The sequence below is a fragment of the Streptomyces sp. NPDC093544 genome (genome assembly GCF_040683495.1).
Taxonomy (GTDB): Bacteria; Actinomycetota; Actinomycetes; order Streptomycetales; family Streptomycetaceae; genus Streptomyces.
In genome coordinates this window covers 423693-447932 of record NZ_JBFBEA010000002.1, presented here as the reverse complement: position 1 = coordinate 447932, position 24240 = coordinate 423693, and the positions used below count along the sequence as shown (strand labels likewise).

25 protein-coding genes and 1 pseudogene are annotated in these 24240 nt (G+C 70.4%); 7 read left to right on the top strand and 19 right to left on the bottom strand.

Annotated features, from left to right (window positions below):
• Positions 1–206, bottom strand: a 206-nt coding sequence (locus AB0N66_RS04350) for a hypothetical protein (RefSeq protein WP_365428496.1), incomplete at its 3' end; no start/stop codon positions are given.
• A 108-nt stretch (positions 207–314) separates the two neighbouring features.
• On the opposite strand from AB0N66_RS04350, the gene AB0N66_RS04345 reads away from it, so the two are divergent.
• Entirely contained in the window at positions 315–1181 is an 867-nt protein-coding gene (locus AB0N66_RS04345; protein ID WP_365428429.1) for an alpha/beta hydrolase, read from the top strand.
• Positions 1182–1842: 661 nt separating this feature from the next.
• Here the strand turns inward: AB0N66_RS04345 and AB0N66_RS04340 are convergent.
• The 11 genes from AB0N66_RS04340 to AB0N66_RS04290 form a co-directional block, all read right to left on the bottom strand.
• On the bottom strand, positions 1843–2766 hold the full coding sequence (locus AB0N66_RS04340) for a hypothetical protein (protein WP_365428427.1): 924 nt from the start codon (positions 2764–2766) through the stop codon (positions 1843–1845).
• Positions 2767–2794: 28 nt separating this feature from the next.
• A complete protein-coding gene (locus AB0N66_RS04335; RefSeq protein ID WP_365428424.1) occupies positions 2795–4411 on the bottom strand; it encodes an amino acid adenylation domain-containing protein in 1617 nt (538 codons plus the stop codon).
• Between the two features lie 74 nt (positions 4412–4485).
• Positions 4486–5643, bottom strand: a complete 1158-nt coding sequence (locus tag AB0N66_RS04330) for an FAD-dependent oxidoreductase (protein ID WP_365428421.1) — start codon at positions 5641–5643, stop codon at positions 4486–4488.
• Between the two features lie 94 nt (positions 5644–5737).
• Positions 5738–5995, bottom strand: coding sequence for an acyl carrier protein (locus tag AB0N66_RS04325; RefSeq protein ID WP_365428419.1), 258 nt, complete (start codon positions 5993–5995; stop codon positions 5738–5740).
• Between the two features lie 39 nt (positions 5996–6034).
• The gene (locus tag AB0N66_RS04320; protein WP_365428416.1) at positions 6035–7819 is read right to left on the bottom strand and encodes an ABC transporter ATP-binding protein; all 1785 of its coding nucleotides are present in this window, start codon (positions 7817–7819) and stop codon (positions 6035–6037) included.
• Entirely contained in the window at positions 7816–9705 is a 1890-nt protein-coding gene (locus AB0N66_RS04315) for an ABC transporter ATP-binding protein (protein ID WP_365428413.1), read from the bottom strand. Before AB0N66_RS04315 ends, AB0N66_RS04320 begins: the two co-directional genes overlap by 4 nt.
• 104 nt (positions 9706–9809) lie before the next feature.
• Positions 9810–10070 (bottom strand): acyl carrier protein, encoded by a 261-nt coding sequence (locus tag AB0N66_RS04310; protein ID WP_365428410.1) that lies wholly within the window; start codon positions 10068–10070, stop codon positions 9810–9812.
• A 33-nt stretch (positions 10071–10103) separates the two neighbouring features.
• Positions 10104–11144: a nitronate monooxygenase gene (locus AB0N66_RS04305; RefSeq protein WP_365428408.1), complete on the bottom strand. Its 1041-nt coding sequence runs from the start codon at positions 11142–11144 to the stop codon at positions 10104–10106.
• Positions 11141–12004: a hypothetical protein gene (locus AB0N66_RS04300; protein ID WP_365428405.1), complete on the bottom strand. Its 864-nt coding sequence runs from the start codon at positions 12002–12004 to the stop codon at positions 11141–11143. The genes AB0N66_RS04305 and AB0N66_RS04300 overlap by 4 nt, the downstream gene beginning before the upstream one ends.
• Before the next feature lie 37 nt (positions 12005–12041).
• On the bottom strand, positions 12042–12914 hold the full coding sequence (locus AB0N66_RS04295; RefSeq protein ID WP_365428402.1) for a diiron oxygenase: 873 nt from the start codon (positions 12912–12914) through the stop codon (positions 12042–12044).
• 73 nt (positions 12915–12987) lie between these two features.
• Positions 12988–14766, bottom strand: coding sequence for a condensation domain-containing protein (locus tag AB0N66_RS04290; RefSeq protein WP_365428399.1), 1779 nt, complete (start codon positions 14764–14766; stop codon positions 12988–12990).
• 548 nt (positions 14767–15314) lie between these two features.
• On the opposite strand from AB0N66_RS04290, the gene AB0N66_RS04285 reads away from it, so the two are divergent.
• On the top strand, positions 15315–15923 hold the full coding sequence (locus AB0N66_RS04285) for a pyridoxamine 5'-phosphate oxidase family protein (RefSeq protein WP_365428396.1): 609 nt from the start codon (positions 15315–15317) through the stop codon (positions 15921–15923).
• Between the two features lie 70 nt (positions 15924–15993).
• On the opposite strand, the gene AB0N66_RS04280 is transcribed toward AB0N66_RS04285, so the two are convergent.
• Complete coding sequence (locus tag AB0N66_RS04280) at positions 15994–17265, bottom strand: hypothetical protein (RefSeq protein ID WP_365428393.1); 1272 nt, start codon at positions 17263–17265, stop codon at positions 15994–15996.
• 143 nt (positions 17266–17408) lie between these two features.
• Entirely contained in the window at positions 17409–17561 is a 153-nt protein-coding gene (locus tag AB0N66_RS04275) for a hypothetical protein (RefSeq protein WP_365428390.1), read from the bottom strand.
• Between the two features lie 133 nt (positions 17562–17694).
• Between AB0N66_RS04275 and AB0N66_RS04270 the strand changes: the two are divergent.
• The 5 genes and pseudogenes from AB0N66_RS04270 to AB0N66_RS04250 all read left to right on the top strand — a co-directional run.
• Positions 17695–17823: pseudogene (locus AB0N66_RS04270) on the top strand (IS5/IS1182 family transposase); the annotation flags it as partial.
• A gap of 341 nt (positions 17824–18164) precedes the next feature.
• On the top strand, positions 18165–18332 hold the full coding sequence (locus AB0N66_RS04265; protein ID WP_365428388.1) for a hypothetical protein: 168 nt from the start codon (positions 18165–18167) through the stop codon (positions 18330–18332).
• Between the two features lie 84 nt (positions 18333–18416).
• Positions 18417–19208 (top strand): SURF1 family protein, encoded by a 792-nt coding sequence (locus tag AB0N66_RS04260; RefSeq protein ID WP_365428385.1) that lies wholly within the window; start codon positions 18417–18419, stop codon positions 19206–19208.
• 92 nt (positions 19209–19300) lie between these two features.
• Positions 19301–21085, top strand: a complete 1785-nt coding sequence (locus AB0N66_RS04255; RefSeq protein WP_365428382.1) for a glycoside hydrolase family 15 protein — start codon at positions 19301–19303, stop codon at positions 21083–21085.
• A 4-nt stretch (positions 21086–21089) separates the two neighbouring features.
• Positions 21090–21845 (top strand): SDR family oxidoreductase, encoded by a 756-nt coding sequence (locus AB0N66_RS04250; protein WP_365428379.1) that lies wholly within the window; start codon positions 21090–21092, stop codon positions 21843–21845.
• 16 nt (positions 21846–21861) lie between these two features.
• On the opposite strand, the gene amaP is transcribed toward AB0N66_RS04250, so the two are convergent.
• From amaP to AB0N66_RS04225, 5 genes are read right to left on the bottom strand one after another with little or no spacing between them, the layout of a single operon-like run.
• The gene (gene amaP, locus AB0N66_RS04245) at positions 21862–22440 is read right to left on the bottom strand and encodes an alkaline shock response membrane anchor protein AmaP (protein WP_365428377.1); all 579 of its coding nucleotides are present in this window, start codon (positions 22438–22440) and stop codon (positions 21862–21864) included.
• Between the two features lie 5 nt (positions 22441–22445).
• On the bottom strand, positions 22446–23123 hold the full coding sequence (locus AB0N66_RS04240) for a DUF6286 domain-containing protein (RefSeq protein WP_365428375.1): 678 nt from the start codon (positions 23121–23123) through the stop codon (positions 22446–22448).
• Positions 23120–23503, bottom strand: coding sequence for a hypothetical protein (locus AB0N66_RS04235; RefSeq protein WP_365428372.1), 384 nt, complete (start codon positions 23501–23503; stop codon positions 23120–23122). The genes AB0N66_RS04240 and AB0N66_RS04235 overlap by 4 nt, the downstream gene beginning before the upstream one ends.
• 3 nt (positions 23504–23506) lie before the next feature.
• Complete coding sequence (locus AB0N66_RS04230) at positions 23507–23692, bottom strand: hypothetical protein (protein ID WP_365428369.1); 186 nt, start codon at positions 23690–23692, stop codon at positions 23507–23509.
• Positions 23693–23747: 55 nt separating this feature from the next.
• The gene (locus AB0N66_RS04225) at positions 23748–24230 is read right to left on the bottom strand and encodes an Asp23/Gls24 family envelope stress response protein (RefSeq protein ID WP_365428366.1); all 483 of its coding nucleotides are present in this window, start codon (positions 24228–24230) and stop codon (positions 23748–23750) included.
• Positions 24231–24240: the final 10 nt, after the last annotated feature.

Below are 24240 nucleotides of genomic sequence, written 5' to 3'. Positions count from 1 at the left end.
GCGAGCGCTCGCGCGGTCCGCCCGCAGGGACCCGTACCGAAACAACGCCGCCAACCCGCACCCACAGCGAGGACGTCATCCGTGCCTCGACGGACCGGATCCAGGCCATCGGGCAGGGTGCTCGTGGCGCGATCGGCGAAGCCGCGGACGCCGCGCAGTGAGCCGTGGCAGTGGTCGAAGCCTCGATTCTCCTGCATCGCGATCACGACCCGCTTGGTGTCGCGGATACCGCCGTGCGGCTCCGCCTTGGGGCGACCGGAGTCAATGGACTGGACCACTGGTGACAGGCGCGCACGCTGTGTGAGAGTGTCGTCATGCCTGAGCTGATCTCTTATGACAACGGTGCGATCTGGTACGAACTCCGGGGCGATGGGGAACCGTTGGTGGTTCTTCCGGGCGGTCCCGGTATGGACGCACGTTATCTGGCGGATCTCGGCGGTTTGGTGAACCATCGGCGGCTGGTCCTGGTGGACCAGCGCGCGGCGGGACGGTCGGCAGTTCCCGAGGATCGGAACACGGTGTCGTTCACCGCGCAGGCGCGGGACGTCGAGGCGGTCCGCGAGCAGCTCGGGCTCGAACGGATCGATGTGCTCGCCCACTCGGCGGGTTGTCTGATCGCCCAGGAGTACGCGGCCGCTCATCCGGAGCGGGTACGGCGTTCAGTGCTGGTCGCGCCGGTCGGACGGGTCGGGCGTGAACCTGACGCCGTGGAACTCGCCTCACTGCGCTCCGGGCGGGCGGACCAAGAGTGGTACAGGGACGCTGCCGAGGCGGACCGGCTCATCGCCTCGGGCGGGTACACGGGAAACGAACTCAGAGCACTGCAACGGCGGATCACGCCGTTCTTCTGGCACCACTGGGACGAATCGCGGTGGGCTGAGCACCGCCCCGAGCACGCGACGCCGCACCCCTGGCTGCGTGACGCGTTCTACGCGAGTTCCGCCACCCCGGATACCCTGGCCGACCGCCTTGCGCGGCTCTCGGCGGTACGGAGCCCGGTCCTCGTGGTGGCCGGAGCCTCGGACGGCATGATCGGGACGGCGCCGGCCCATGCGGTGGCCGCCTGTTATGAGGGCGCCCGACTGCACGTGCTGGAACGGTCGGGGCACCGGCCATGGGTCGAAGAGCCCGCGCGGTTCGTCGAGGTGGTCGCCGGGTTCCTCGCGGCGGACACGGGCTGAGGCCCCGGCGCACTCCACTGGTCCGGCGGACGGAACCAGCCGACGTCGAGATCGAACGGACCGTCGCCGACCGCCGCCACGGCGGCGGCGTGCCCCGGCGGCCCCGGCGGCTGCCGCACGAACCACCGGACGCCGGCCAGAACGCCGTCGTTCGCACGCACCGGCCCGGGACCGGCCGACAGCAGTGACAGGCCGTCGGTCAGTCGTCCGCCGGACGCTTTGACGCACGCTTCCATACGGGTCCACGCAGCGAAGAAACCGCCCGGTCCGATCGTCAGGCACCGCGTCCCGAGCGGGAGCGGTGGCGGGCTCGGGCGAATCTCCTCCAGGTCCACACCCACCTCCCTGCCGCGGGTGATCGCGATGGCCGCGCGGTCCCCCGCGTGGCTCAGGCTGACCTGCACCGAAGGGTCCGGGGCCGTGAGCCGCAACTTGCCGTGGGAAGAGCGAGTCCAGCGCAGTTCACCCACGGGCACACCGCAGTATCGTGCGGTGGTCAGCCGCAGCGCCGCCTGCGCCGCAACGAACCGCGCCGCCGCACGCGGCACGGCGATACGGCCGTGCCGGTCCCGTTCCGCCGGGCCGAGCAGCGCCCTCTGGGCCGGGCCGTCCCCGCAGAGGTCGAGGTCGACGTAACGGAGCAGCACTGCCGTCGTACGGCTCACCCGTCGACGTACTCGACGGCGAGCATCGACCACGAGCGTGGGCTCGTCGCGAGCACGAGCACGCGGTCGCCCGGTTCGACGAGCTTCTGCTCCATGAGGTCGGCGAGGCCGCGCAGCAGGTCCGCCGAGAAGGAGTGGCCGACTTCCGCCACATCAGGGGTGTATGGGTCGGCCGGGGCCGTCCCGCACAACCGGGAGAGGAAGGTGCGTGTGGCGCGGCTGTAGTTACCGGTCACCAGGTGGCGGAACGGGCGCTCGGGGTCCGCGAGCCGCCGGTCGAGCTCCGCTCGGGCCCTGGTGACGCCGGACTTGACCAGGGCTGCCGCCTTGATCGAGTTGCTGACCTCAGCCGCGTCCGCTTCCACCACTGTCGCGGAGGCGAGGAGCCGGTAGCCCGGTCCGTGCGGGACGGAACCGATCAGGCACGCGGCCGCGCCGTCGCTGAGCACGGTGACGCCGACCGGCTGGTAACGGGTGCCGTCGGTGATCCGGTCGGCGGTGACCAGCAGGACGGTCTCCAGCCCTTCCGTGGCCAGCAGGCCATGGGCGGTGCGCAGAGCCGGTGCCAGGTTGGCGGAGGCGCTGCCGCCCACTACCGCGCCGGGAGTCCGCGGGAGTCCGGCGTCGGTGAGCAGGCGCCAGAGGTCCTTGGTCGCGGTCGTCTCGTAAAGGGAGTCGGTGGTGTAGACGACGGAGCCGACCGGGGGGTGGCCGCCGGAGGCGAGGGCGGCCCGTGCGGCCGCCGCGGCCAGTCCGGTGACGGAGCCGTCGGAGACGCGGGCGTATGCCATGCCGCCCTCGGTCAGGGCGTCGGCGTGGGCGACGAGTTCGGGGTCCGCGGTGAGCTCGGACAAGGGGACGGGTGCGCCGAGTTCCACAGCGATGGCGTAGAGATGGAGCTCAGTGGCCTGCAAAGTCATCGGTCTTTCCCTGAGATCTGTACGGGGGTCAGTCGGCCGTGGTCAGGGCCGCGGCCCGAGTCGCGGCCAGGTCGCACTTGCCGTTGGCGTTGAGGAGCAGTTCGGGCACCGCCTTGATCCGACGGGGCACCAGCGCGGCGGGGAGCGCCTTCGTCAGTGCGGCGCGGACGGCGCGGGCGGTGGAGGCCTCCCTGTCAGCCTCCCGGTCGGCGGAGGCGTCCGGTTCGGGTGTGAGGACGAGCAGCGCCTCCATGCTTTCGACCGCGCCAGGCAGGACACCGAACGCGACATCGAGGACGCCTGGAACGGAGAGGGTGTGGCGGCGCAGTTCGCCCAGTTCGATCCGGTAGCCGCTGATCTTGAACTGACTGTCGTCGCGGCCGAGGTAGAGGAGGGTGCCGTCGGGGAAGAGTTCGACGCGGTCGCCGGTGCGATAGGCGCGGCCGGCCGGTCCGCCCAGGTCGGCCTCGTCGACGAAGACACCCGCGGCCTCGGCTCGGCCGAGGTAGCCGGCGGCCACGCCGGCTCCGGCGATGACGAGTTCCGCGGCCTCTCCGGGGCGGGCCGGGCGCAGCTGGTCGTCGACCAGATAGGCCCGGGTGTTCCAGATGGGGCGGCCGATCGGCACGCTGGGCAGGCCCTGTACGGCGACGGGGTCGAACTCGTTGTAGCAGCAGCCGATGGTGGCTTCGGTCGGGCCGTAGTGGTTCATCAGCCGGACTCCGTCGAGGCGTTCACCCAAGCCGGCGATCAGCGCCGGGTCCAGGGCCTCGCCGCCGAACATCAGCAGCCGGGTGGTGCGGCGATAGTCGGGGCGGCTGGTGCGTTCGAAGAAGCGGAGGTGGGAGGGGGTGACCTTCAGCAGCTCGAACGGCGTGGGCCGGTCGTCGAACAACGCCTGCTGGTCCCAGACCCCGGCGAAGATGGTGACCGGACTGCCGTGCGCGAGCGCGGGCCAGAGCGAGGTGATGGCGTGGTCGAAACCCAGGCTGCCGAAGAGCGGGCTGCCGCCGCCCACCGCCAGGCCGGTGGTGTGGGCACACCATTGGACGTAGTTCGCCAGCGAGCCGTGCTCGATTACCACGCCCTTGGGCGCGCCGGTGGAGCCGGACGTGAAGATGACGTACGCGGGGTCGTCCGGGTGGGGCAGATCGCGGGCGTCGGGAGCGGTCCGCGCCCGGCTCGGCGCGACGGCGGGTTCGGAGAGTTCGGCGAGGTCGAGGACGGGGACGTCGACGGCGGGCGGTGCGATGGTGGCCGCCTCCGAGTCGTGCAGCAGCAGGACCGGGGCAGAGCCGTCGACCACCGCCTGCACGCGCTGGGCAGGGAAGGCGGGGTCGACCGGGACATAGGCGGCGCGGAGGGTCATCAACGCGAGCGCGGCGGCGACGGTGGCGGGGGTGCGGTCGGCCCAAAGCAGCACCCGGTCGCCAGGGCCGACCCCGGCGTCGGCGAGGGTGGCGGCGATGCCGGTGCTCCAGCGCCGGAGCTCGGCGAAGGTCCAGCGGCGAGCGCCGTGGAGCAGGGCCGGTGCGTCGGGGCGGAGGGTGGACTGGCGGTGGATCAGATCGACGATGCTGTGCGCGTCGAGCGGGCGTACCGCTCCTACGAGGACGCTTGCGGGCTGGCCGGTCGCGCCGGTCATCGGGCTCTCCTCTGGACGGTTCGGGTTGGGCGGGTGTGCCGTGGTGGCCGGTGAAACGGCCGGGCGGAAACGGGTCAGGCCGCTTCCAGCAACGGGCGGTAGAGGCGGCGGAACCAAGCGGTGGGGCTGGGGGCGGTGCGGGGCGCGTGCGCGGGGCCCGAGGCAGGGTCGGGACCGAGCGCAAGGCCGTGCTGGACGGTGGAGGACAGGACACCGTGCAGCCGGGCCAGGCGCGTGAAGTCGCGGATACGGGGTGTGCGGCGGGCCTCGTAGTCGGCGAGTGCTCGCGGGGCGACACCGGAGCGGGTTATCTCCTCGGCGAGGACGGCGCTGTCCTCGATCGCCATCGCGCCGCCTTGGGTGGTGGCCGGGGAGAAGGAGTGCGCGGCGTCGCCGAGCAGGGCGATCCGGCCGTTCACCCAGCGCCGGACGCCGAGGCCGAGAGCGGGGCGGACGGCGTAGCTGTCCGCCGGGTCCAGCTGTCCGGCCAGGGACGCGACCTGTGGGCCCATCTCGGCCGCCAGTGCCATGAGTCGGGGGTACGCGTCCTCGGGAGCGACCTTGACCGGGCGGTCCAGCGCGGCCTGCAGGAAGATGTGGTGCCGTGCGCCACCGATCGGCATACCGCCGAAAAAGTTGCCTCCCGCCCGCCAGATCCGCCAGTCGGTGAAGTCGAACGGGGCGGTGGACGGCACGGTGGTGCGCCAGTAGACGTGCCCGAGGTACGCGGGTTCGGCGTCCGGGTCGACGTACTGGCGACGCACCCAGGAGTTGACCCCGTCGGCGCCGATGACCAGTCCGTACCGGCCGCTGCGGCCGTCGGCGAAGTCGACCTCCACGTGGTCGCCGTGCTGATGCAGCGCGACCGGCTCGGTGGACCAGCGGACGGTTCCCTCGGGGAGGTGGTGGACCATCAGTTCGGCCAGCCTCAGCCGCTGGACGGCCAGCGGGAGCCGGCCCTCGCCCCAGACCGCCGCCCAGTCCAGGCTGGTGGCGGACCCGTCCGGGTCCGTGGTGACCTGACGGGCTATCTCGGTGCCGGTGGCGTGCAGCTCCGGACCGAGGTGGTCCAGGTGGGCCAGCGCGTTGGGGTGGAGCATGATGCCCGCCCCGGCCGCCTGGATCTCGGCGGCCCGCTCGATCACGGTCACGCGCACACCCAGGCGGAGCAGTCGGGCAGCGGTGGTCAGTCCGGCGATGCCGGCTCCGACCACCAGGACATCCGCGTCCATGAGTTTCTCCTCGCGTGGTATGTGCTCGTTCCGGGGACGGCCCGGGCGAGCGCGCGGGCGTCCCCGGAACGGGGCGACAGGGTGACGGGACCGGTCAGCCAACGGCCGGTTCGGTGAGCAAATAGCCGTCGTACATGGCCTTCATGGTGTAGAAGTTCGTGATCGCGTCGCCGGTCAGGTCGACTTCGCGCCCGACCAGGTCCTCCAGAAAGGTGACGATGTCAAGCAACGTCAGCGAGTCGACGTAGCCCTCTTCCCAGAGGCGGCTGGTGGGCTGCGGGTCGGGGCCCTCGAAGGGCTTGACCTCCTGGAGCAGGGCGATGAACTTCTCGTAGAACTGGTCACGGAGCACGGCGGGGGCCTCTCTGATCGGCAGGGAAGTAAGGGGAGATCAGCGATACGCGCGGGCCTGGAGCTCGAAGAGCTCGCAGTAGGTACGCCGGTTGGCCATGAGCTCGGTGTGGCTGCCCGTTTCCAGCACCCGCCCGTTCTCAAGCACGACGATCAGGTCGGCCATCCGGACAGTGGAGAAGCGGTGGGAGACGAACAGCGTGACCGCGCCTCGTTCACGGGCCGCCTGACCGGCGGAGTCGCCGAAGCGCTCGAAGAGAGCGGCCTCGGCGGCGGCGTCCAACGCCGCGGCCGGCTCGTCCAGCAGCATCAACAGCGGAGCCGGCCGGACCAGGCAGCGGGCCAGGCCCAGGGTCTGCCACTGGCCGCCGGAGAGTTCGGCCCCGTCGCCGTAACCACGGCCCAGGAGCCCGTCGAGGCCGTCGGGAACCCGCTGGACGACCCGCTCGGCGCGGGCCCGCTCCAGGGCGGCGCCGAGGACGTCGTCGTCATGGAGCGAATCCAGCGCCCCGACACCCACGTTCTCTCGCAGCAGCAGCTCCAGCCGAGCGAAGTCCTGGAACAGCGGGGCGACCCGGGCGGACCACTGCTCGGCGGAGAGCTCGCGCAGGTCGACTCCGTCGACCAGGATCCGGCCCTCGGTCGGCTGGTAGAGCCCGCAGAGCAGTTTGACCAGGGTGCTCTTGCCTGCGCCGTTCTCGCCGACCAGCGCGGCGGTGGTCCCGGCGGGGATCAACAGGTCGACGCCGTCCAGTATCTTGCGGCCACTTCCGGGGTAGCTGAAACCCACGCCCTCGAAACGGATTCCGCGCTCCAGCCGGTCCCCCACGGCGCGGGTTCCACCGGGCCGGACCATGGCGGCGGACCAGCTGCGCAGATCAGCCATACGCTCGGCCATCCTCCCTGCTCCCTGAAGCACGGTCAGCAGGCCCAGCGCGCTGGCCACCTGGACGCTCACCTGAACAGCGAGGGTGATCACGAGTACCACGTCGCCGACACCGGCACGGCCAGTCACGGCCTGGCGCAGCACCAGCAGGATCGCCCCGCCGTAGGCGAAGGCGAACACCAACTGCCCGGCAGCACGCAGCAGCGCACCCCGCAGGTGGCCGCGCTGGAGTTCCGCGGTGGTGGACCGCCAGCCGTCGCGGTGCCGGGCGAGCAGATCCTCCTCGGTGCCGCACAGCCGCAGTTCCTTGACCGCCGTGGCGGTGGTTCCGAGGGTGAGCAAGTGCCGGGTGAGCCGGATCCGGGGGGCGACATTCTCCTTGGCCCGCTCCACGCTGTCCTGCGCCCGGCGGCCCAGCAGTACGGGCACGACGGCGGCAAGGGGCAGCAGCACCACCCACGGGTCGAGGGTGGCCAGAATGACGGTGGTGACCAGGGTCTGCAGCGCGAGGCCGCCGAGCTGGAGGAGAGCCTCCAGGGCGGCCCTCGTGCGCGGCAGGTCTTCGCGGACAAGCACCAGGGTGTCGGCGAACTCGGGGCTGTCGAAGTTCTCCAGCCCCTGGGTGCCGTTGGAGAGCGTCAGCAGCTCCTCCTGGAGCGCGGACTCCTCCAGTTCGCCCAGTTCGAAGTAGAGCAGGTGGGCGAAGTGGCCGAGCATCAGCTCGACGAGCAGCAGGCCGATCGCGAGCAGGGCCAGCCGGGCGGCCGTGTCGGACCGGTGATCGAGTGCGGCGTCGGTGAAGCCGCGCAGAGCGAGTGCGATGGCGGGGGTGGCCAGGTAGCCGACCAGCAGCAGGGCCATCGCGCCGAAGAGCCGGCCCCGGCTGCCGCGCAGGGCCATGCCGAGGAGCAGGGCAGTGGTACGGCTGAGTGCTCTCATCGGGGCACCTCCACAAGGGTCTCGTCCTCGGAGCGCTCCTCGAACCTCCGGGCCTGAAGGCGGAACAGCTCGGCGTACCGTCCGTCCGCCGCTATCAGGTCGTCGTGACTGCCCTGTTCGGCCACCCGGCCGTCCTCCAGCACGACGATCCGGTCGGCCCGGCGGACGGTGGAGAAGCGGTGCGAGATGATCACACTGGTCAGCCCGGCGGTGGTGGTCAGGAACCGGTCGAAGAAATCGACCTCGGCCCTTACGTCCAACTGGGCGGTGGGCTCGTCGAGGATCAGCAGGCGTGCGCCCGCCTCGACCGCGTACAGGGCACGGGCCAGCGCGATCCGCTGCCACTGGCCGCCGGAGAGGTCCTGGCCTCCGTCGTACTGGGCACTGAGCACCGTGTCCAGTCCGTGCGGCAGCCCGTCGACCACATCGCGGGCGCCCGCTCGGTCGACGGCCAGCTCCACGGCGGCCCGGGCGTGCTCGTCGTCGAGCCGTCCGGGGGCGCCGAGCATGATGTTGTCGCGGGCTGTCAGCTCGTAACGGATGTAGTCCTGGAAGATCGCGGCCATCCGGCGCTGCCAGCCGCGGGGGTTGCCGTAGGCCAGATCGGTGCCGTCGACGGTGATACGGCCACCGACCGGGGCGTAAAGGCCGGTGAGTAGCTTGACCAGCGTGGTCTTGCCGGCACCGTTGAGGCCGATGATCGCGGTGGAGGTACCGGCCGGAAGCTCCAGGTCGAGGCCCCGCAGTACCGGCGGGCCGGACTCGCCGTAGTGGAACTCGACCCGCTCGAAGCGAACCGAGTCGCCCAGCGTAAGGTCCTGTAGCTCGCCGGAGGTGTGGGCGGGACCGGCGGTCGCCTCCTCGAATTCCAGCATCGAGTGGTACGCCTGGACGCCGAACTGGGTCTGGGTGTCGCTCTCCGGGAAGTAGACCCCGAAGCGCATCGGGACCAGGACCGCCTGGATCGCCACTGCGAGTTCGAGCAGGCTCAACCGCCCGTGCCCGGCGCTGTCGGCCAGCATCAGGAATACGACGGCGCCGCCGACCAGCCCGGCCAGGGTGAAGCCGACGAACGGCCAGAACAGGATCCGCCGGCGGCCCTCCCATAGGTGGGTCAGATAGGCCCGGCTCTCGGCGGCGTGCCGTCCGGTGAACCAGCCGATGAGGCCCAGGACGCGGATCTCCTTGGCCAGAGCCGCACCGGAGGCGGCACCGCGCAGATAGGCCAGCTCGCGCCGGGTGTCCGCGAGGCCCTTCCACAGTCCGGCGAACCGGCCGAGCGAGCCGCGCTGTCCGAACCGGATGACCAGTGCGGTGATCCCTGCTGCCAGGGCGGCCCACGGCCCCAGAACCACGGCCACCAGGGCTACGGCGCCCGCCAGTTGGGCGTAGCGGGCGATCAGCGAGACGGTGCCGGCCACCGCGTCGCCGGGGGTGGAGGTGACCCGGTCGAAGGCGGTACGGGTGTCGCTGAGCAGGTTGAGCACCTGTTGCTCCTCCAGCGCCGCCAACGGCGCCCGGGTCACCGCGCGCGACATGAGCCGGCGGACGCAGTAGCCGTCCACCCGGCGGGCGATCGCCTCACCGAGCACCTTCTGAAACGGCGCCAGTACCTGCTGGAGCACGAAAGCGCCGAGAGCCAGGCCGAAGGCAGCGGCTACGTGATTCCAGGCATCGCCGGAACCGCCGGCCCGCAGTGCCTCCGGCACTCGCTCCAGGGCCAGACTCATGCCGTAGATGAAGCCCAGTGGGAGCAGGCCGAGCGCGGCGTTGAAGAAAGAGGCGAGAAGCACGGTCGGCAGCCCGGCCCTGGGCAGCAGCCGGAGTACCGGCAGCCAGCGGTGGGCCCGACGGCCGAGAAAGCCGCTCGACGGGGGTGTGGTCAACTCGGGGTCTCTTCTCTGGGAGCCAGGTTCGGCCTGACGGGCGGTAGGCAATCGTGGTTCGGCGCGTCGTTTCCTGAAGGGCGCGGACCGCGGCGCGGCAGGCGTCAGCTCGCGGCCTCCGCTGGTCTCGGCTCTCCCGCGGGCACGGTCAGGAAGCCGCTGCGGATGCGGTCCAGGGTGCGGAAGTCGTCCGCGGTCACCTGGTCCAGGTCGACGGCACGGCCAGACACCTGCTCCAGCAGGTAGATGAACTCGAGGAAGTCGAGCGAGCTGATCAGACGAGCCTCGATGAGGTCCGTCTCAGGGCGGAGCTCCTGGTCCAGCTCGGGGTTCTTCTCGCGGATCCAGTCGATGATGCGCTGCACGGCGGTTCCTTCCGGTGACGGGATGAGGGGAGATCAGCAGGTGGCTGCCGCGGCCTCCGCCCGCAGGCGGTGGACCACGGCGGACGCGTCCCGCACGGTGCGGACCGCGCCGCAGCCGGTGCCCGCGTAGTGGGCGAGTTGGTTGATCGCGCCGGTGACCCTCACGCTCGGCACAGTGGCCGAGCCGCGGAACACCGGGTGGCGTACGCCGTCCTCGGTGAGCCAGCCGACCACCGCCCGGGGCGGGGCCTCTGGCCCGTCGGTGACGGGGCCCGCGAGCACCCGGTGCGGGCGGCCTGGCCAGCCGAGCGCGAACCGGTCGGTGACGACGGTGTCGGCGGCGGTGGCGGCGAGCAGGGCGCACCGGTAGTCGGGGTGTGCCTCGGACTCGTCGGTCGCCACGAACAGTGTTCCCGCCACGGCGCCGTGCGCCCCGGCGGACGCGGCGGCGTGCAGCCACCCGCCGTCCGTCAGTCCGCCGGCCACCAGCAGCGGTACGCCCGGACCGAGTATCCGGACCTCGGCGAGGAGCCGACGGGTGCTCAGCCGGCCGAGGTGGCGTCCGCCGGCGGCCGTGCCCTGGAGGGCGAGCACATCCGCGCCGAGCCCGATGGCCGTGGCCGCCTCGGCTGCCGAGCCGACCTGCACCAGCAGGAGGTGCCCCGCGGCCTTGAGGGCTGTGGCGGCCTCGGCCGGAAGCACACCGAAGCTGTTGACCACCAGCACTCGGTCGGCCACCGCGAGCGCGGCGGACAGCTGGTCCTTCAGCCCGGCCCCGGCCAGCTCGGGCACCACGCCGACCGCGAACCGGCGCCGGGTGAGCCGGCCCGTCTCACGGACGAGCCGGGCCACCCGCTCCGGCGTAGAGCGGTAGCAAGCGACCGTACCGAGCGCACCGGCCTCTCCGACGGCCGCGGCCAGCGCGGGCCCGGCCACCCCGCCCATACCGGCCTGTACGAGCGGGAAGTCCACGCCGAGGACGCGGGCGCCGATGGCCAGTCGGGCACCGGCCGAGTCGACGGCGGTGCCAGGCAGGCAGGTCGGCCGGTTGCCGGCCGGCGCGACGACGGTCATCGGCCGGCGCGGCCGGCCCGGACAGCCAGCACGCGATCCAGTGCACGGTCGGCGTCGCCGTGCGCGAGCAGCATCGCGTGCACCCAGCGCTCGACGCCGAAGGCGGCGCAGGCACTGTGCGCGGTGGCTCCGTCGGAGGTCAGGCCGAGCCGTTCGCCGAAGAAGTTGCGGTGCCGGTTGACCGACGCGATCGCCGTGCCGTCCGGCGCCGTGAACTCGTACTTCACCGGATCGAGCCGGGTCAGCTTGGCGCGCGAACCGTCCTTGTCGAAGAACGGGTCGTTGGCCGGCTCGAAGCCCAGCTCCATATCGAGTTCCCCTGCGAGTTCCAGAATGAGCGTTTTCGCCGTGTTCAGGTGGTCGCGGACGCCCTCCGGCGTGCCCACGTAAAGGACTTCGCGCATGTGGAAGCCCCACAGCCGGCGCAGTCCCTCGTAGTGGGTCTCGTTGCGGAAGCAGCGACCGACGGCAGTCAGCCGCAGGCCGGCGCCGACCTCGGCTCCCTCCAGGGAGAGCAGCAGGCCGTAGCAGGTGGCGGAGGGCAGCATGTAGCCGGAGGCGGGGGTGGAGCCTGCGGGCAGCTCCTCCACATCGGTGCCGGCGGCGAGTCGCTCGACCGCCTGCTCGTCGAACCGGGCGGTCGGAATGCCCAGGTGGGGGAAGTTGCGGAAGTAGTCCAGCCGGGCCAGCGCCTTGGCGGGCAACAGTGGCGGCCCGACGACCGGCAGGCCGGAGAGCTGGTCCGCGATGCCGGTGAACAGGGCGTCGAGTTCCAGGAAGAGCCGGGCCCTGGCCGGGTCGAGGACGACAAGTCCGGGACCCGGGTCGTGTAGAACAGGGGTGACTGCGGTGGCGGTCATCGCGCGGGATTCTCCTGAGAGTCGGGAAAGACGGAGCTCAAGCGAGCACGCCGATGCGGCGGTAGAAGGCGTACGTCCGGCCGGCGATCTGCTGGTGGACCTGGGCACGGTGCGGTTGGGCCATGACCCGGGCCCTGAAGCCGAGTGGATCGGGAATCCCGGCTGAGCGGTACGCCTCCACGCTGTACAGCTGCTGCAGCGTGAGGCTGATGTAGCCCTGGACGTACTCGGCGGCTGTCGCCAGTTCCTTCTCGTCACCGATCGCCGTGAGCCGATCGTAGAAGGCACGCACCAGTTGGCAGCCGAAAGCGATGTGCCGCGATTCGTCCTGATGGTGGATGCGGTTGATCGCCCGGATCGTCTCCGGGAGCGAGTCGTCGGCCGCCATCCTGCTGTTGAAGTGATCGACGATCTGCTCGAAGATCAGGATCCGGCTGAAGACGATGAAGTTCTCGAAGGCGGGCGACATCTTCGCCCCGCGCGGGAATGCCATGGTGAGGTCCGGGAAGATCCGTCCGCCGTAGCGCAGGCAGAACTCCGCGAAGAACCACATGTGTTCGTTCTCTTCGCCCACGAAGTGGTGGAAGAAACGGGTCGGCACCTCGTAGCCGGGCATGTGGATCCGGTTGACGACTTCCAGGATCAGCTCCCGGATGCCGTGCACGTTGAGGCTGTAGAAGTTGACGCTCTCCCACTTGCCGAGTTCGCGTGTCTGGTCCTCGGTCAGCTCTGCCGCCATGTCGGTGCCGTGGACGCTGAGCAGCTCGGTGCTGAGCCACTTGGCGTCCGGGGCGATGGACTCGGGCCAGTCGAAGGTCTTGTAGGGGTTGTAGTACTCGTTCTCGGCAGCCTGGGTGAGGCGCTCGACGGAGGCTTCCACCTCACGGTCCCAGAGGATGTTCGAGGGCATGGCGGGTTCCTCTCAGTAGTACGAGGTGCGGGGCCCGGAGTGCGGGGGCCGGGGCGATGGCCGGACGGTGCGGCTACGGACGTCCAGTGCCCTCGGCCAGCAACTCGCCGGAGAGGGAACGGATCCGGTAGCGGTGCGGCGCGACCACGTCGGTGCGGCCGGCCAACGCGGCCACGACCGCCTCGTGCAGAGCGGCGGGATCGACCGGGCCGGCCACGGCGGCGAGGGCTTGCTCGGTGCCTCGAGCCGCGTCCGTTCCGGAGGCTGCCTCGGTGCCGGGGGCGCCCTCGGCACCGTCCCGAACCACCACCTCGGCCACCAGACGGGTGCGCCCGTCCTCGTCCTCGACCGGTTCGACGGTGGCCGTGCCGCCGGCCGCCCCCGTGACGAGCGCCGCGACGGCGTCCCGGTCGAACCAGCAGGCGTCCAGGAAGGACCAGGTGGACGGCCGCTCGGCGCGGTCGGCGCCAGTGGCCTCCCGTACGTCGACGGTGCCGTGGACGCTGTTCACCAGGAGCGCCTCCATGGCGTGCAGCAGCCGTTCGATCAGAGGCCGCGGAAGGTACGCCGTGTCGGCCATCAGATAGAGATGGAGTGTGTCCGGGGCGTAGGTGGCGTGGACGAAGTACTTGGCGTCCTGCCGGGGCCAGGCGCCGATGAAGCTCACGGTGCTGCGCGCGGCGAGCTCCCGGAGCTGCTCGGCGGATCCGTCGGTTTCCGGGAGGTCCTCCCAACGGTCCTTCATTCGCACGTCGTTGAAGAACGAGGACAAATCGAGCGCTACTCCGCGCTCCCGCTGGACCTCGGCGTGCACGCGGTCCATCGACGGCGGGTGGTACTCGCCGTACCGGTATGACGACATGCTCGGCATGAAGCAGCGGCGGATCGCGTCCTCGAAGGTTCCGCTGGACAGACCGAGCACGAAGAGCGCGTTCTCGGTCTGCGCGCCCAGCATGTCGCGCAGCCGCGGTTCGTTGCGGTTGCCGGAGATCAACTGGAGGACGGCTGTGTCGTGTCCGGAGTACGCGGCGATCACCACGGCCGCGGCGGTGAGTAGCACGGTGCTGGTGCTTACCTCGCAGCGGGTGGCCAGTGCCTCGGCCGCCACCGCGCCGGCCGGGGAATCCAGTCTGAGCCGGACGAAGCGCTCGGGATCGTCCTGCGCTCCGTCAGCCCCCTGCGGGAAGTCGAAGTGGGAGCGCGGCACCCGGATCAGCTGCCGGCGCCAGTAGTCAAGGGAGGCCCGGCCGCGCGCGGCCCCGTCCCCTTCCTGCTGGAACCGGGCCTGGTCCAGCGGAAACCAGTCGACCGGGGGCAACCGGTCTCCGGCGAAGAGGTCGCCCAACTCCCTTTCCAGCACCCGGATACCGAAGAAGTCGGTGCTCTGATGAGAGACCACGAGCAGCAGCCAGGTGGGGATGCCGCCGTTCTCCACAACCACGTAGCGCATACCGAACTCGTCCGCGTGGGCGAACGACACGTCGGCGAGTTGCTGTGCCTGATCCAATGCCTGCTCATGGGACAGCAGCTGCGGTGTTTCCCGGATCTCCACCCGGACCTCGCCGTCGCTGTGCACGGTCTGGACGGGTCCCTGGGGGCCGTCGGCGAAGGTGGCGCGCAACGCCTCGTGCCTGCGGATCAGGTGGGCGACCACCTCCACCACCTGGTCGGAGGTGTGACCCGGGGGCACCGGCAAAGCGCGCGGGATATTGAAGTAGTGGTCCTCCTTTCCGAGCCACTGGATGGACTTCCAGATGGCGTGCTGTCCCCAGCTGAGCGGTGCGGAACCGGAACGGAGACCAGTGAAACGGACCGTCTCGGCACGCAGGAGGTGAAATGGTGGAATCGTCATCGGACACCTTTGACGGGCACGACGAAACGTCCTTCCGGCGGATCCGGCAGGAATTCGACGATGCGAAAGCAAGGTCTATCAATTACGCACGATCGATGCTGCTGATGACGCGGAGCTGAGCAGCACGTAACAGTTCCGGCGAGCTGGGCCCGACGACGCTGCTTCACGTCGGCCGGAGAGGCGATCGATGGAATTGACTGCACAACGGTGGGCAGCAGAAGGGCTGTTGATCAGCTCCACCTGCAAGCTAGCAACGGTCTCGACTATTTGTCTAGACCAGCCCTAAAGGCCCTCACGGCGTCCGCGCCACGGCGCTCGACCCGACTCCGGTGTCGTTCGGTGGCCCAGGCGTCGCTTTGGGGCGCACTCTTTGGACAGACCGTCCGGCCGGGCGATGTCTCGCCATGTGAACTCTCGGAAAAACCCCTTGCAGATGCGCCGGACCGACTGGCAAGCTGAATCTGCCGACGGGGGGCTTCGGAGGCATGCCTTGGCAATTCTGTTTCCATTCCCCGTCGATTCGCATTTCACCTACGGGGAATCTCGGTATGTCTGCCGAAGATACGGAGAACAGGCTCCATATGGGCAAGGTTTACGAACGACTGGACGGCCGCACCCGAGAGTTCATTGAAAAGCAGCCTGTGTTCTTCGTGGCGACCGCACCGGCGGACGGCGGACGGGTGAACGTGTCCCCCAAGGGGTACGCCGACACCTTCACCGTCCTCGACGACACCACGGTGGCCTACCTCGATCTGGACGGAAGCGGCATCGAGACGGTCGCCCACGTGCGGGAGAACGGCAGGATCACCCTGATGTTCTGCGGCTTCGAACGCCGGGCGGTCATTGTCCGGTTGTACGGCACCGGCCGGGTGGTCACCCCTCACGACGACCGCTTCCAGGAGTTGCTGGCCCGATTCGGCTCGCATCCCGGCGTTCGCTCCGTCATCGTCGTTGATGTCGACCGGATCGCCGACTCCTGCGGCTGGGGGGTACCGATGATGACCCACACCGAGGACCGCAGCACCCTCGACCGCTGGGCCGTCCGGCAGGATGTACAAGCGACGCGCGCCTACCGTGCCCGGCACAACCGCACCAGCATCGACGGCATCCCGGGGCTTTCCCCGGGAGAATCCGACCCGGTGACGGTCCGTTCCTGAACGGGCCGCCGAGACGCCATCGCTGGGCGGTCGAGAGTACCGTCCACTGGCCGGCCGGCCGCTGGCGTCTTCACCCACGGCCGGCCACTTCGTCGGCACAGTCACGACACTCATCTGCCACCGGCGTCTGGTCAGGGCGCAATGCAGACGACGCACCGTACCGAGTGGCTGCCACCCTTCGCCCGGCTTCCTGACAAACCACTCGCCCGCTCCCGCATCTCACCTGTGGGCCCATATACCGCCCGATTTGCGGGGTGTCGGAGCCACCCTGTGGCATGGCTCGCCATGCGAGCGTCAGGGCGACCCCGCCAAAGCCCACGCACAGCCAGAAGGCCGCCCCACTGTTCGTCCGGTCCGCCAGCCATCCACCGCTGAACGCTCCGATCGTCGTGCCCGCGCCCATGCCCGAAGAGGCCCAGCTCATCCCCTCCGCAGCACCACCTGTCCGACGGCCGAGGAGGGAAAAACGGGAGCTGAGCGAAGGAGCCGCACCAATGCCGGCCAGGAAGCAGGCGCCCACCAGGGGCAGTCCGGAACCCACCAGAGGGAGGAGCAGGCCGCTGCCGGTCATCCAGGCCATGGCAGGGACGAAGACCCGTTCGGGAGCAAGGCGGCCGAGGTACGGCCCGGCGAGCAGGGCGGCTGACGCACTACCGCAGGCCCAGGCTGCCAACGCGTATCCCGCCCAGCGTGGCTCGCCGTCGGCATCGGCGAGGGCGACCAGGAGAATCTCAATCGAGCCGAGGTACATACCGATGCCCACGAAGGCCGCGACGAGGGCACGCGAACCGGCGAGGGAGACAGCACGTGGCCTGGACGGTCCGGTGTCGCTCTTCACCAGGGACGGAGGTGCCGTGCTGGTCTGGCCGGCCAGCAGCAGCCAACCCACGGCCGGACCAAGCAGGACAACCGCAGGCGCGGCCCAGCTATGTGCGGTGGTAACCAAGGTGATGGCCATGGGCACGAGAATGAACATCAGCTCGTCGACCACGGATTCGAGCAGAAAGGCCGTCTGCTGTGAGACACGGTCCGGCGCGGCATACGCCCATCGGGCCCGTACTGCGGAACCGATGTCGACCTGTGCAGCACCGGCAACCGCGGCCGCCGCGAGGATTCCCGGAATCTGCCACCATCCGGACGTGCGGCAGAACAGGATAAGGCAGGCGAAAGCTGCCGCTTGAATGCTGCCGGCGAGAAGTAGCACCCGGCGCTGACCTATGTGGTCCATTCGGCGAGCGTGCAGGGGCGCCGCGACAGATCCAGCGATCACGTACAGCGCCGAAGCACTGCCGGCCATGCCGTAAGAATGTGTGGCGCCGCCCACCGCGAGGACAATCGCCACACCCGCCCCCGCGAGCGGCAGCCGGGAAACCGCGCCGGTGACTACCAGGCGGCGTCGGGCGCGGGGGATCAGGAGCGTGCGGTAACTGACGCGCCCGGGGGCGGGGAGTTGTGTGTCCATGCCTGTCTTGCCGTAACCCTTGCTCAGTACGCGACGGTCGGCTTGCGGACGCCGTCGAGGCGGTGGGACTGGGCCACGTAGTGGGCGGTCTCCTCGTGGTTGGTGGATGCCGCCAGCTCGGCGAAGCCCGCCTTCCAGCACAGTTCCACCGGGGCGAGGTTGCGCCAGGTGGCCATGGCCCGAGGCTCGGCACCCGTCCGCAACCGGGAGACATCCTCGGCCAGAGCGTGCCGCACACCGCAGGCCAAGACAGAGGGCGCCTGAGTGGGCGTCATATGAGTACATAGGACTTTTATCGTCACCTGAGCGATTGGAAGTGCGTTGGTCGAGCCGGTGATCATCGCGTGGAAGGGTGCGCACCCCTCGGTCAGCGGCCATCGGAGCCGATACGAGATGTGGGAGATCGTCAACGCACTGCTCTACCAGGGCCGGACCGGTGGCAAGGCCATGGGCAAGGGTGATTCACCGCCCCTGTAACGCTGAGCTGTACGCCCGGCCAGTGGAGGGAATGCCCTTGGCGGTGGGGTTGCCCAACATTCCATTTCAGCTCGCGCGACAGCGCCTCCAGCGGCTCTCCCTCGCCGTCCTCTGCCGGGACAGGCACCACGGCATGCAGGTCAGTCTTCGTCACCTCCCGCGGTCACAAGAATGTGATGGATGTCGTCAAGAGCGTCCTCCGACAGCATCGGCGCTTGCGACAACCAGTACCCGAGCCACTCGCTGCTCGTCATAGCCACAGGTCACCCCTCTTTGAGATATCAGTTTCACCAAAGAGGAGAGTGCACGTCTTCGACTGCTTCTCCTGCGCGATCCACCGGATGGCCCCCATCTGCGAGCACTGTCGCGTCCAGATCATCGGCCAGGGGGTCGAGGCCGAGGGCCAGTGGTTCTGCGGCGGGCACTGCGCCCGCGCGGAGGGGAAGGCGGGGATCATCGACAAGGTCTGAGCCCCTGCCAGGGGCCGAGCCCCGCGCCCGCTTCGACACGCACCCCCCTCAATGCGCCCCACGACCGAGTTGTACGGTCGTGGGGTGTACCGCTTCCTGTTGTCCCGGCAGTGGGTGATTCTCACCCTCGTGTCCCTCGCGCTCATCCCCACGATGATCAAGCTGGGCTACTGGCAGCTGCACCGGCATGAGCACAAGGTCGCGCTGAACACGGTGATCGCCGACTCGCTCGCCGCCACGCCGGTGCCCGCCGAGTCGCTCACCGCTCCGGGTCAGGGCGTCGAGCACGACGACCTCTTCCGACGGGTGACCGCGAAGGGCCACTTCGACACCGCGCACGAGGAAGTCGTACGCCGTCGTACCAACTCCGACGGTGCGGTCGGCTACCACGTCCTGACCCCGTTCGTCCTGGACGACGGCCGGGTCCTCGTGGTCAACCGGGGCTGGATCGCGGCGGACGCCTCACAGAGCGCGTTCCCGAAGATCCCGGCGCCCGCGAAGGGCGAGATCACCGTCACCGGCAGGCTGATGGCGAACGAGACGACCGCCGACAGCGGCATCAAGAACGTCCAGGGCCTGCCCGACCGGATGGTCATGCTGATCAACAGCGAGCAGGAGTCGAAGCGGCTCGGCGCGCAGGTCCTCGGCGGGTACATCGAGCAGACCGCCCCGGAGCCCAAGGGCGACTCTCCCGAGCTGATCCCCGACCCCGAACACAGCGACATCGGTCCACACATGGCGTACGCCGTCCAGTGGTGGCTCTTCTCCGCGGGCGTCCCCGTGGGCTGGGTGATCCTGGTCCGCCGCGAACGCCGCGAGCGGGCCGAGGCAGCGACGTCGCAGAACACGCCGGAGGCGGCTCCGGCACCCGTCTAGCGCCGGGTCCAGGACTCCGAAGCCCGGGGACCGGCGTTCACACCACTCTGGCGGCCCGATTGACCGGCGTCCCGCTCGGGAACCGGTCCACCGTGAACCGACGCATCGAGGACTACGCGCTCATCGGGGACGAACAGACCGCCGCCTTGGTGGGACGGGACGGTTCCATCGACTGGCTGTGTCTGCCGCGGTTCGATTCCGCGGCGTGCTTCGCCGCGCTTCTTGGCGACGACGAGCACGGCCACTGGCGGATCGCGCCCAAGGGGGCGGGCGACTGCACCCGGCGCGCCTACCGCCCCGACACACTCGTGCTCGACACCGAGTGGGACACGGACGAGGGCTCGGTCCGGGTGACCGACGTGATGCCGAAGCGCGACGGCGTCCCCGACGTCGTACGCATCATCGAAGGGCTGAGCGGCCGGGTGACGATGCGCGGCCTGCTCCGGCTGCGCTTCGACTACGGCCTGGTCGTCCCATGGATGCGGCGGGAGGACGGCCACCGTGTGGCGGTCGCGGGCCCGCACGCGATGTGGCTGCGCAGCGAGCCGCCCGTGCGCACCTGGGGCAAGGACTTCCGTACGCACTCGGAGTTCACGGTCGCCGAGGGCGAAAAGGTCGCCTTCGTCATGACTTGGCATCCCTCACACCTGTCGCGCCCGCCGCTCTGCGACCCGTACGAGGCGCTGCAGACCAGCGTCGAGGAGTGGCAGTCGTGGTCGCGGCGCTGCCATCACAACGGACCGCACCAGGACATCGTCATGCGCTCCCTGATCACCCTCAAAGCCCTCACCTACGCGCCGACCGGGGGCATCGTGGCCGCCCCCACCACCTCGCTGCCCGAAGAACTGGGCGGCGTCCGCAACTGGGACTACCGCTACTGCTGGCTGCGCGACTCCACACTCACCCTCGGCGCGCTCCTGACGGCCGGTTACCACGAGGAGGCCGAGGCCTGGCGCGACTGGCTGCTGCGCGCGGTCGCGGGCGACCCGGCGGACCTGCAGATCATGTACGGCCTCTCCGGCGAGCGCCGGCTGACCGAGTACGAGATCCCGTGGCTGCCCGGCTTCGCCCGCTCGCGCCCGGTCCGGGTCGGCAACGACGCCGTCAACCAGTTGCAGCTGGACGTGTACGGCGAGGTCATCGACTCGCTCTCGCTGGCCCGGAATTCGGGCATGCCCGTCAAGCCTCACATGTGGCGCGTTCAGGTCGCGCTGATGGAGTTCCTGCGGACGGCGTGGCGGCAGCCGGACGAGGGGATCTGGGAGGTGCGCGGGCCGCGCCGCCACTTCGTGTACTCGAAGGTGATGGCCTGGGTGGCCGCCGACCGCGCCGTACGCGCCCTGGAGGACGACCCGAAGCTCGGCGGCGACCTGGACGGCTGGCGTGCGATGCGGGACGAGGTGCACCGGGAGGTGTGCGAGCGCGGCTTCGACGCCGAGCGGAACACGTTCACACAGTCCTACGGTTCAAAGGAGCTGGATTCCTCAGCGCTGCTCATCCCCCGCGTCGGCTTCCTGCCGCACGACGATCCCCGGGTGGTCGGCACGATCGACGCGGTCCGTGACGAGCTCGGCCACAGCGGTTTCCTGCGCCGCTACAGCGTCGAGGCGGACGACGTCGACGGGCTGCCGGGTGACGAGGGTACGTTCCTGGCCTGCTCGTTCTGGCTCGCGGAGGCACTGCATCTGACGGGCCGTCCGCAGGAGGCGCGCGAGGTGTTCGAACGGCTGGTGTCGGTGGCCAACGACGTGGGCCTGCTCGCCGAGGAGTACGACCCGCTGGCCGGCCGCCAGCTCGGCAACTTCCCCCAGGCGTTCAGCCATATCGGCCTGGTGAGCGCCGCCTTCGTACTGTTCGGGGGCGAGGGAGCAGAATAGGACCATGGATCTTGGACTGAAGGACCGTGTGTACGTCGTCACGGGAGCCACCCGCGGCCTGGGCAACGCCACCGCGCGTGAGCTCGTCGCCGACGGCGCGAAGGTGATCATCACCGGGCGCGACGAGAAGACCGCCACCGAGGCGGCGAAGGCTCTCGGGCCTGGCGCGGTCGGGGTCGCCGCCGACAACGCCGACCCCGCGTCCGCCGAGCAGCTCGTCAAGGCCGCGCGGCTGCACTTCGGCCGCTTCGACGGCATCCTGATCAGCGTCGGCGGCCCGGCGCCCGGGTTCCTCGCGGACAACACGGACGAGCAGTGGACGGCCGCGTTCGAGTCCGTTTTCCTGGGTGCGGTGCGGCTGGCCCGCACGGCCGCGGCGGAGCTCGGCGAGGGTGGCGTCATCGGCTTCGTGCTCTCCACCTCCGTGCACGAGCCGATCCCGGGTCTGACCATCTCCAACGGGCTGCGTCCCGGCCTCGCGGGCTTCGCCAAGTCCCTCGCGAACGAGCTGGGACCGCGCGGTATCCGCGTCCTCGGACTGCTCCCGGCCCGCATCGACACGGACCGCGTCCGCGAGCTGGACGGCCTCTCGGCCGACCCGGACGCGACCCGCGCCGCCAACGAGTCCCGCATTCCGCTGCGCCGCTACGGCACCCCGGAGGAGTTCGGCCGCACGGCCGCGTTCCTGCTCTCTCCGGCGGCGTCTTACCTGACGGGCATCATGCTTCCGGTGGACGGCGGCGTGCGGAGCGGGTTCTAGGACCCTTGGCCGGGGTTCAACTCACGCGCTCGGCACGGTGCTTGACTCCGCGCAGACGTACCTCCGCGGGGAGCGCGGCAAGGCCCGCCGAGTCGCGCGCGTGCGCCAGCGCCTCCGCGGTCAGCGAGTGCAGCGCGTGCCCGGGGTCCACATGCGGCTCCAGCAGGAGCTGCACACGCGCCTCGGGGGCGCTGCGCCGTCCGGTCAGCAGGATCTGGGCCCGCTGGACGCCGTCCAACTGCCCTGCCTCGTCGGCGAGTACGCCCTCCAGCGCCCGCCCGCGCAGCAGCGCGCCCTCGCCGTCGCCGGTATCGACGAGCACTTCGGCGAGCCGGCGGCGCCGCAGCACGGCCGACAGCCACCACAGGGCGAGCAGCACGAGCACCGCGAGGACGGCGATGACGACCGGCCACCACCAGCCCTCGTCCCGCCACCGCGTGCGGTCCGCGTCGCTGAGCAGCACGTCGTGCCGCCCGTCGTAGATCCACCACGAAGGCGGACTCGCCCCAAGACCCACGGCGAGCACGGAGCCGCCGAGAACGACCAGCGCCAGGCCGATGACACCCAGCAGCACACGGTTGACGATCCGGAGCATCCGACTCATCCCTTCCGGCCCGGGCGTCCGACGTGCACCGAAAGGGCGGGCGGCCGGGAGAGCCCGAGCCCCCTGATGCCGTCGGCGAGCGTGGCGTCCAAGTCGGCTCGTACGTCGTCGAGTTCACGGAAGTGCGAGACCGCGCGGACATCGGCCTTCGTCCGTCGCATATGGACGCGGACCGACTGCACTCCGGCGACCTCCATGGCCCGGTCACGCAGCGCGGTCGCGGCGGCACTTCGGTGCAGCCCTGCCCGTACGTCGGCGTGGATGCGGCGCATCGGCAGTACGTCGCGCAGTCCCGGCGTCGCCGCGAGGACGATCAGCCAGAGCCCGACGGCCGCGGCCACTCCGGCGCCGACGAGCACCCAGGTGTCGTCGAGAGGGCGTTCGGCGAGCTGCCGGGCCAGCGACCTGCGCCAGTGCATGGCGGGCCGGTCGGCGCGCACGGCGGCGACGTCGTACAGAAGGGCGCCCGCGCCGACGAGGACCAGCACCGCGAGAATCCCCGCGGGGATGCGGCGAGCCGACCAGAAACGGCCCTCTCCGCCGCCCTCCTCGTCAAGAGTGGGCAGCGGTTCGTATGCCGCCGCGGAGGCGGACTGGCCGAGTTCGCTCTCGGCGGCCTTCTCCAGCACGGGCAGCCGTTGGGTGCTGCTCTCGGGTCCTTGGGACTCGCTCACTGCGTCCTCCCGTGTGCGCCGCCGGGTGACTGCGCCAGATGCAGCCGCTCCACCTGGACGGCCACCTCCGGTACTTCCATCCCCGCCAACGCACCTACCCGCTCAGCGACATGTCGACGCACCGCATTGCACTGCCCGCCGATGTCGGAGGGGTAGTCGAGTTCGAGGCTGACGCGGACGCGGGCGGTCTCGTGGTGCACGACGACCGTGGCGTGCGGGGGCATGGCGTCCGAGGGCAGCGCCTCCAGCACCTCGCGCGCCGCCTGCCCGGCGATCTTCGCCACCACCCGGTCGGCGATCCTGGTCGCGCCCCGCTCGGCCGGCGCGACGTCCGTCACGGGCCGCCGCGTCTCACCGAGCCGGCCGGGCTGTGCGGGCACGCGTCACCGCCGCCGGTCGTCGCGGGAACGGAAGAAGTCACTGACGTCCAGGTCCCCTTCGAGGAACCGCCCGACGACGAAGCCGATGGCACCGAGGGCGGCCACCAGGAGGAAGGCCCCGAAACCCCCGAAGTACCCGGCGAAGCCCAGCGCCATTCCGGCGATCATGCCGATCACGGCCAAGCTCATGATGCGCTCCTCAGCAGTTCAGTGGCCGGGTTGAGCGGTTATGGAGACCGGGGTGTCACTGGAGCCGCGACTCCGGCTCGTCGTCCTCTTCGTCCGGCAGCTTTACGTCACTGACGGCGATGTTGACCTCGACGACCTCGAGTCCGGTCATGCGCTCGACGGCCGCGATGACGTTCTCCCGCACCGCGCGCGCCACGTCCGCGATCGACACGCCGTAATCGACGACGATCTCCAGGTCGAGGGCGGTCTGCAGCTCCCCGACCTCGGCCTTGACACCCCGTGAGACGGACTTCGTACCGCCGGGCACCCGGTCCCGCACCGCCCCGAAGGTCCGGCTCAGCCCGCTGCCCATCGCGTGCACGCCGAGTACGTCGCGGGCGGCGAGCCCGGCGATCTTCTCCACGACTCCGTCCGCGATGGTCGTCCGTCCCCGGGTCGCGGGGTCACCACCGCCACGTTTGGTGGCCTTGCGCGTCCCCAGCGGCTCCTTCTCGCCCTCGGGGGTCTCCGGCCGCTTCCGCTCTGTCATGTCGGTCATCGCCGTACTT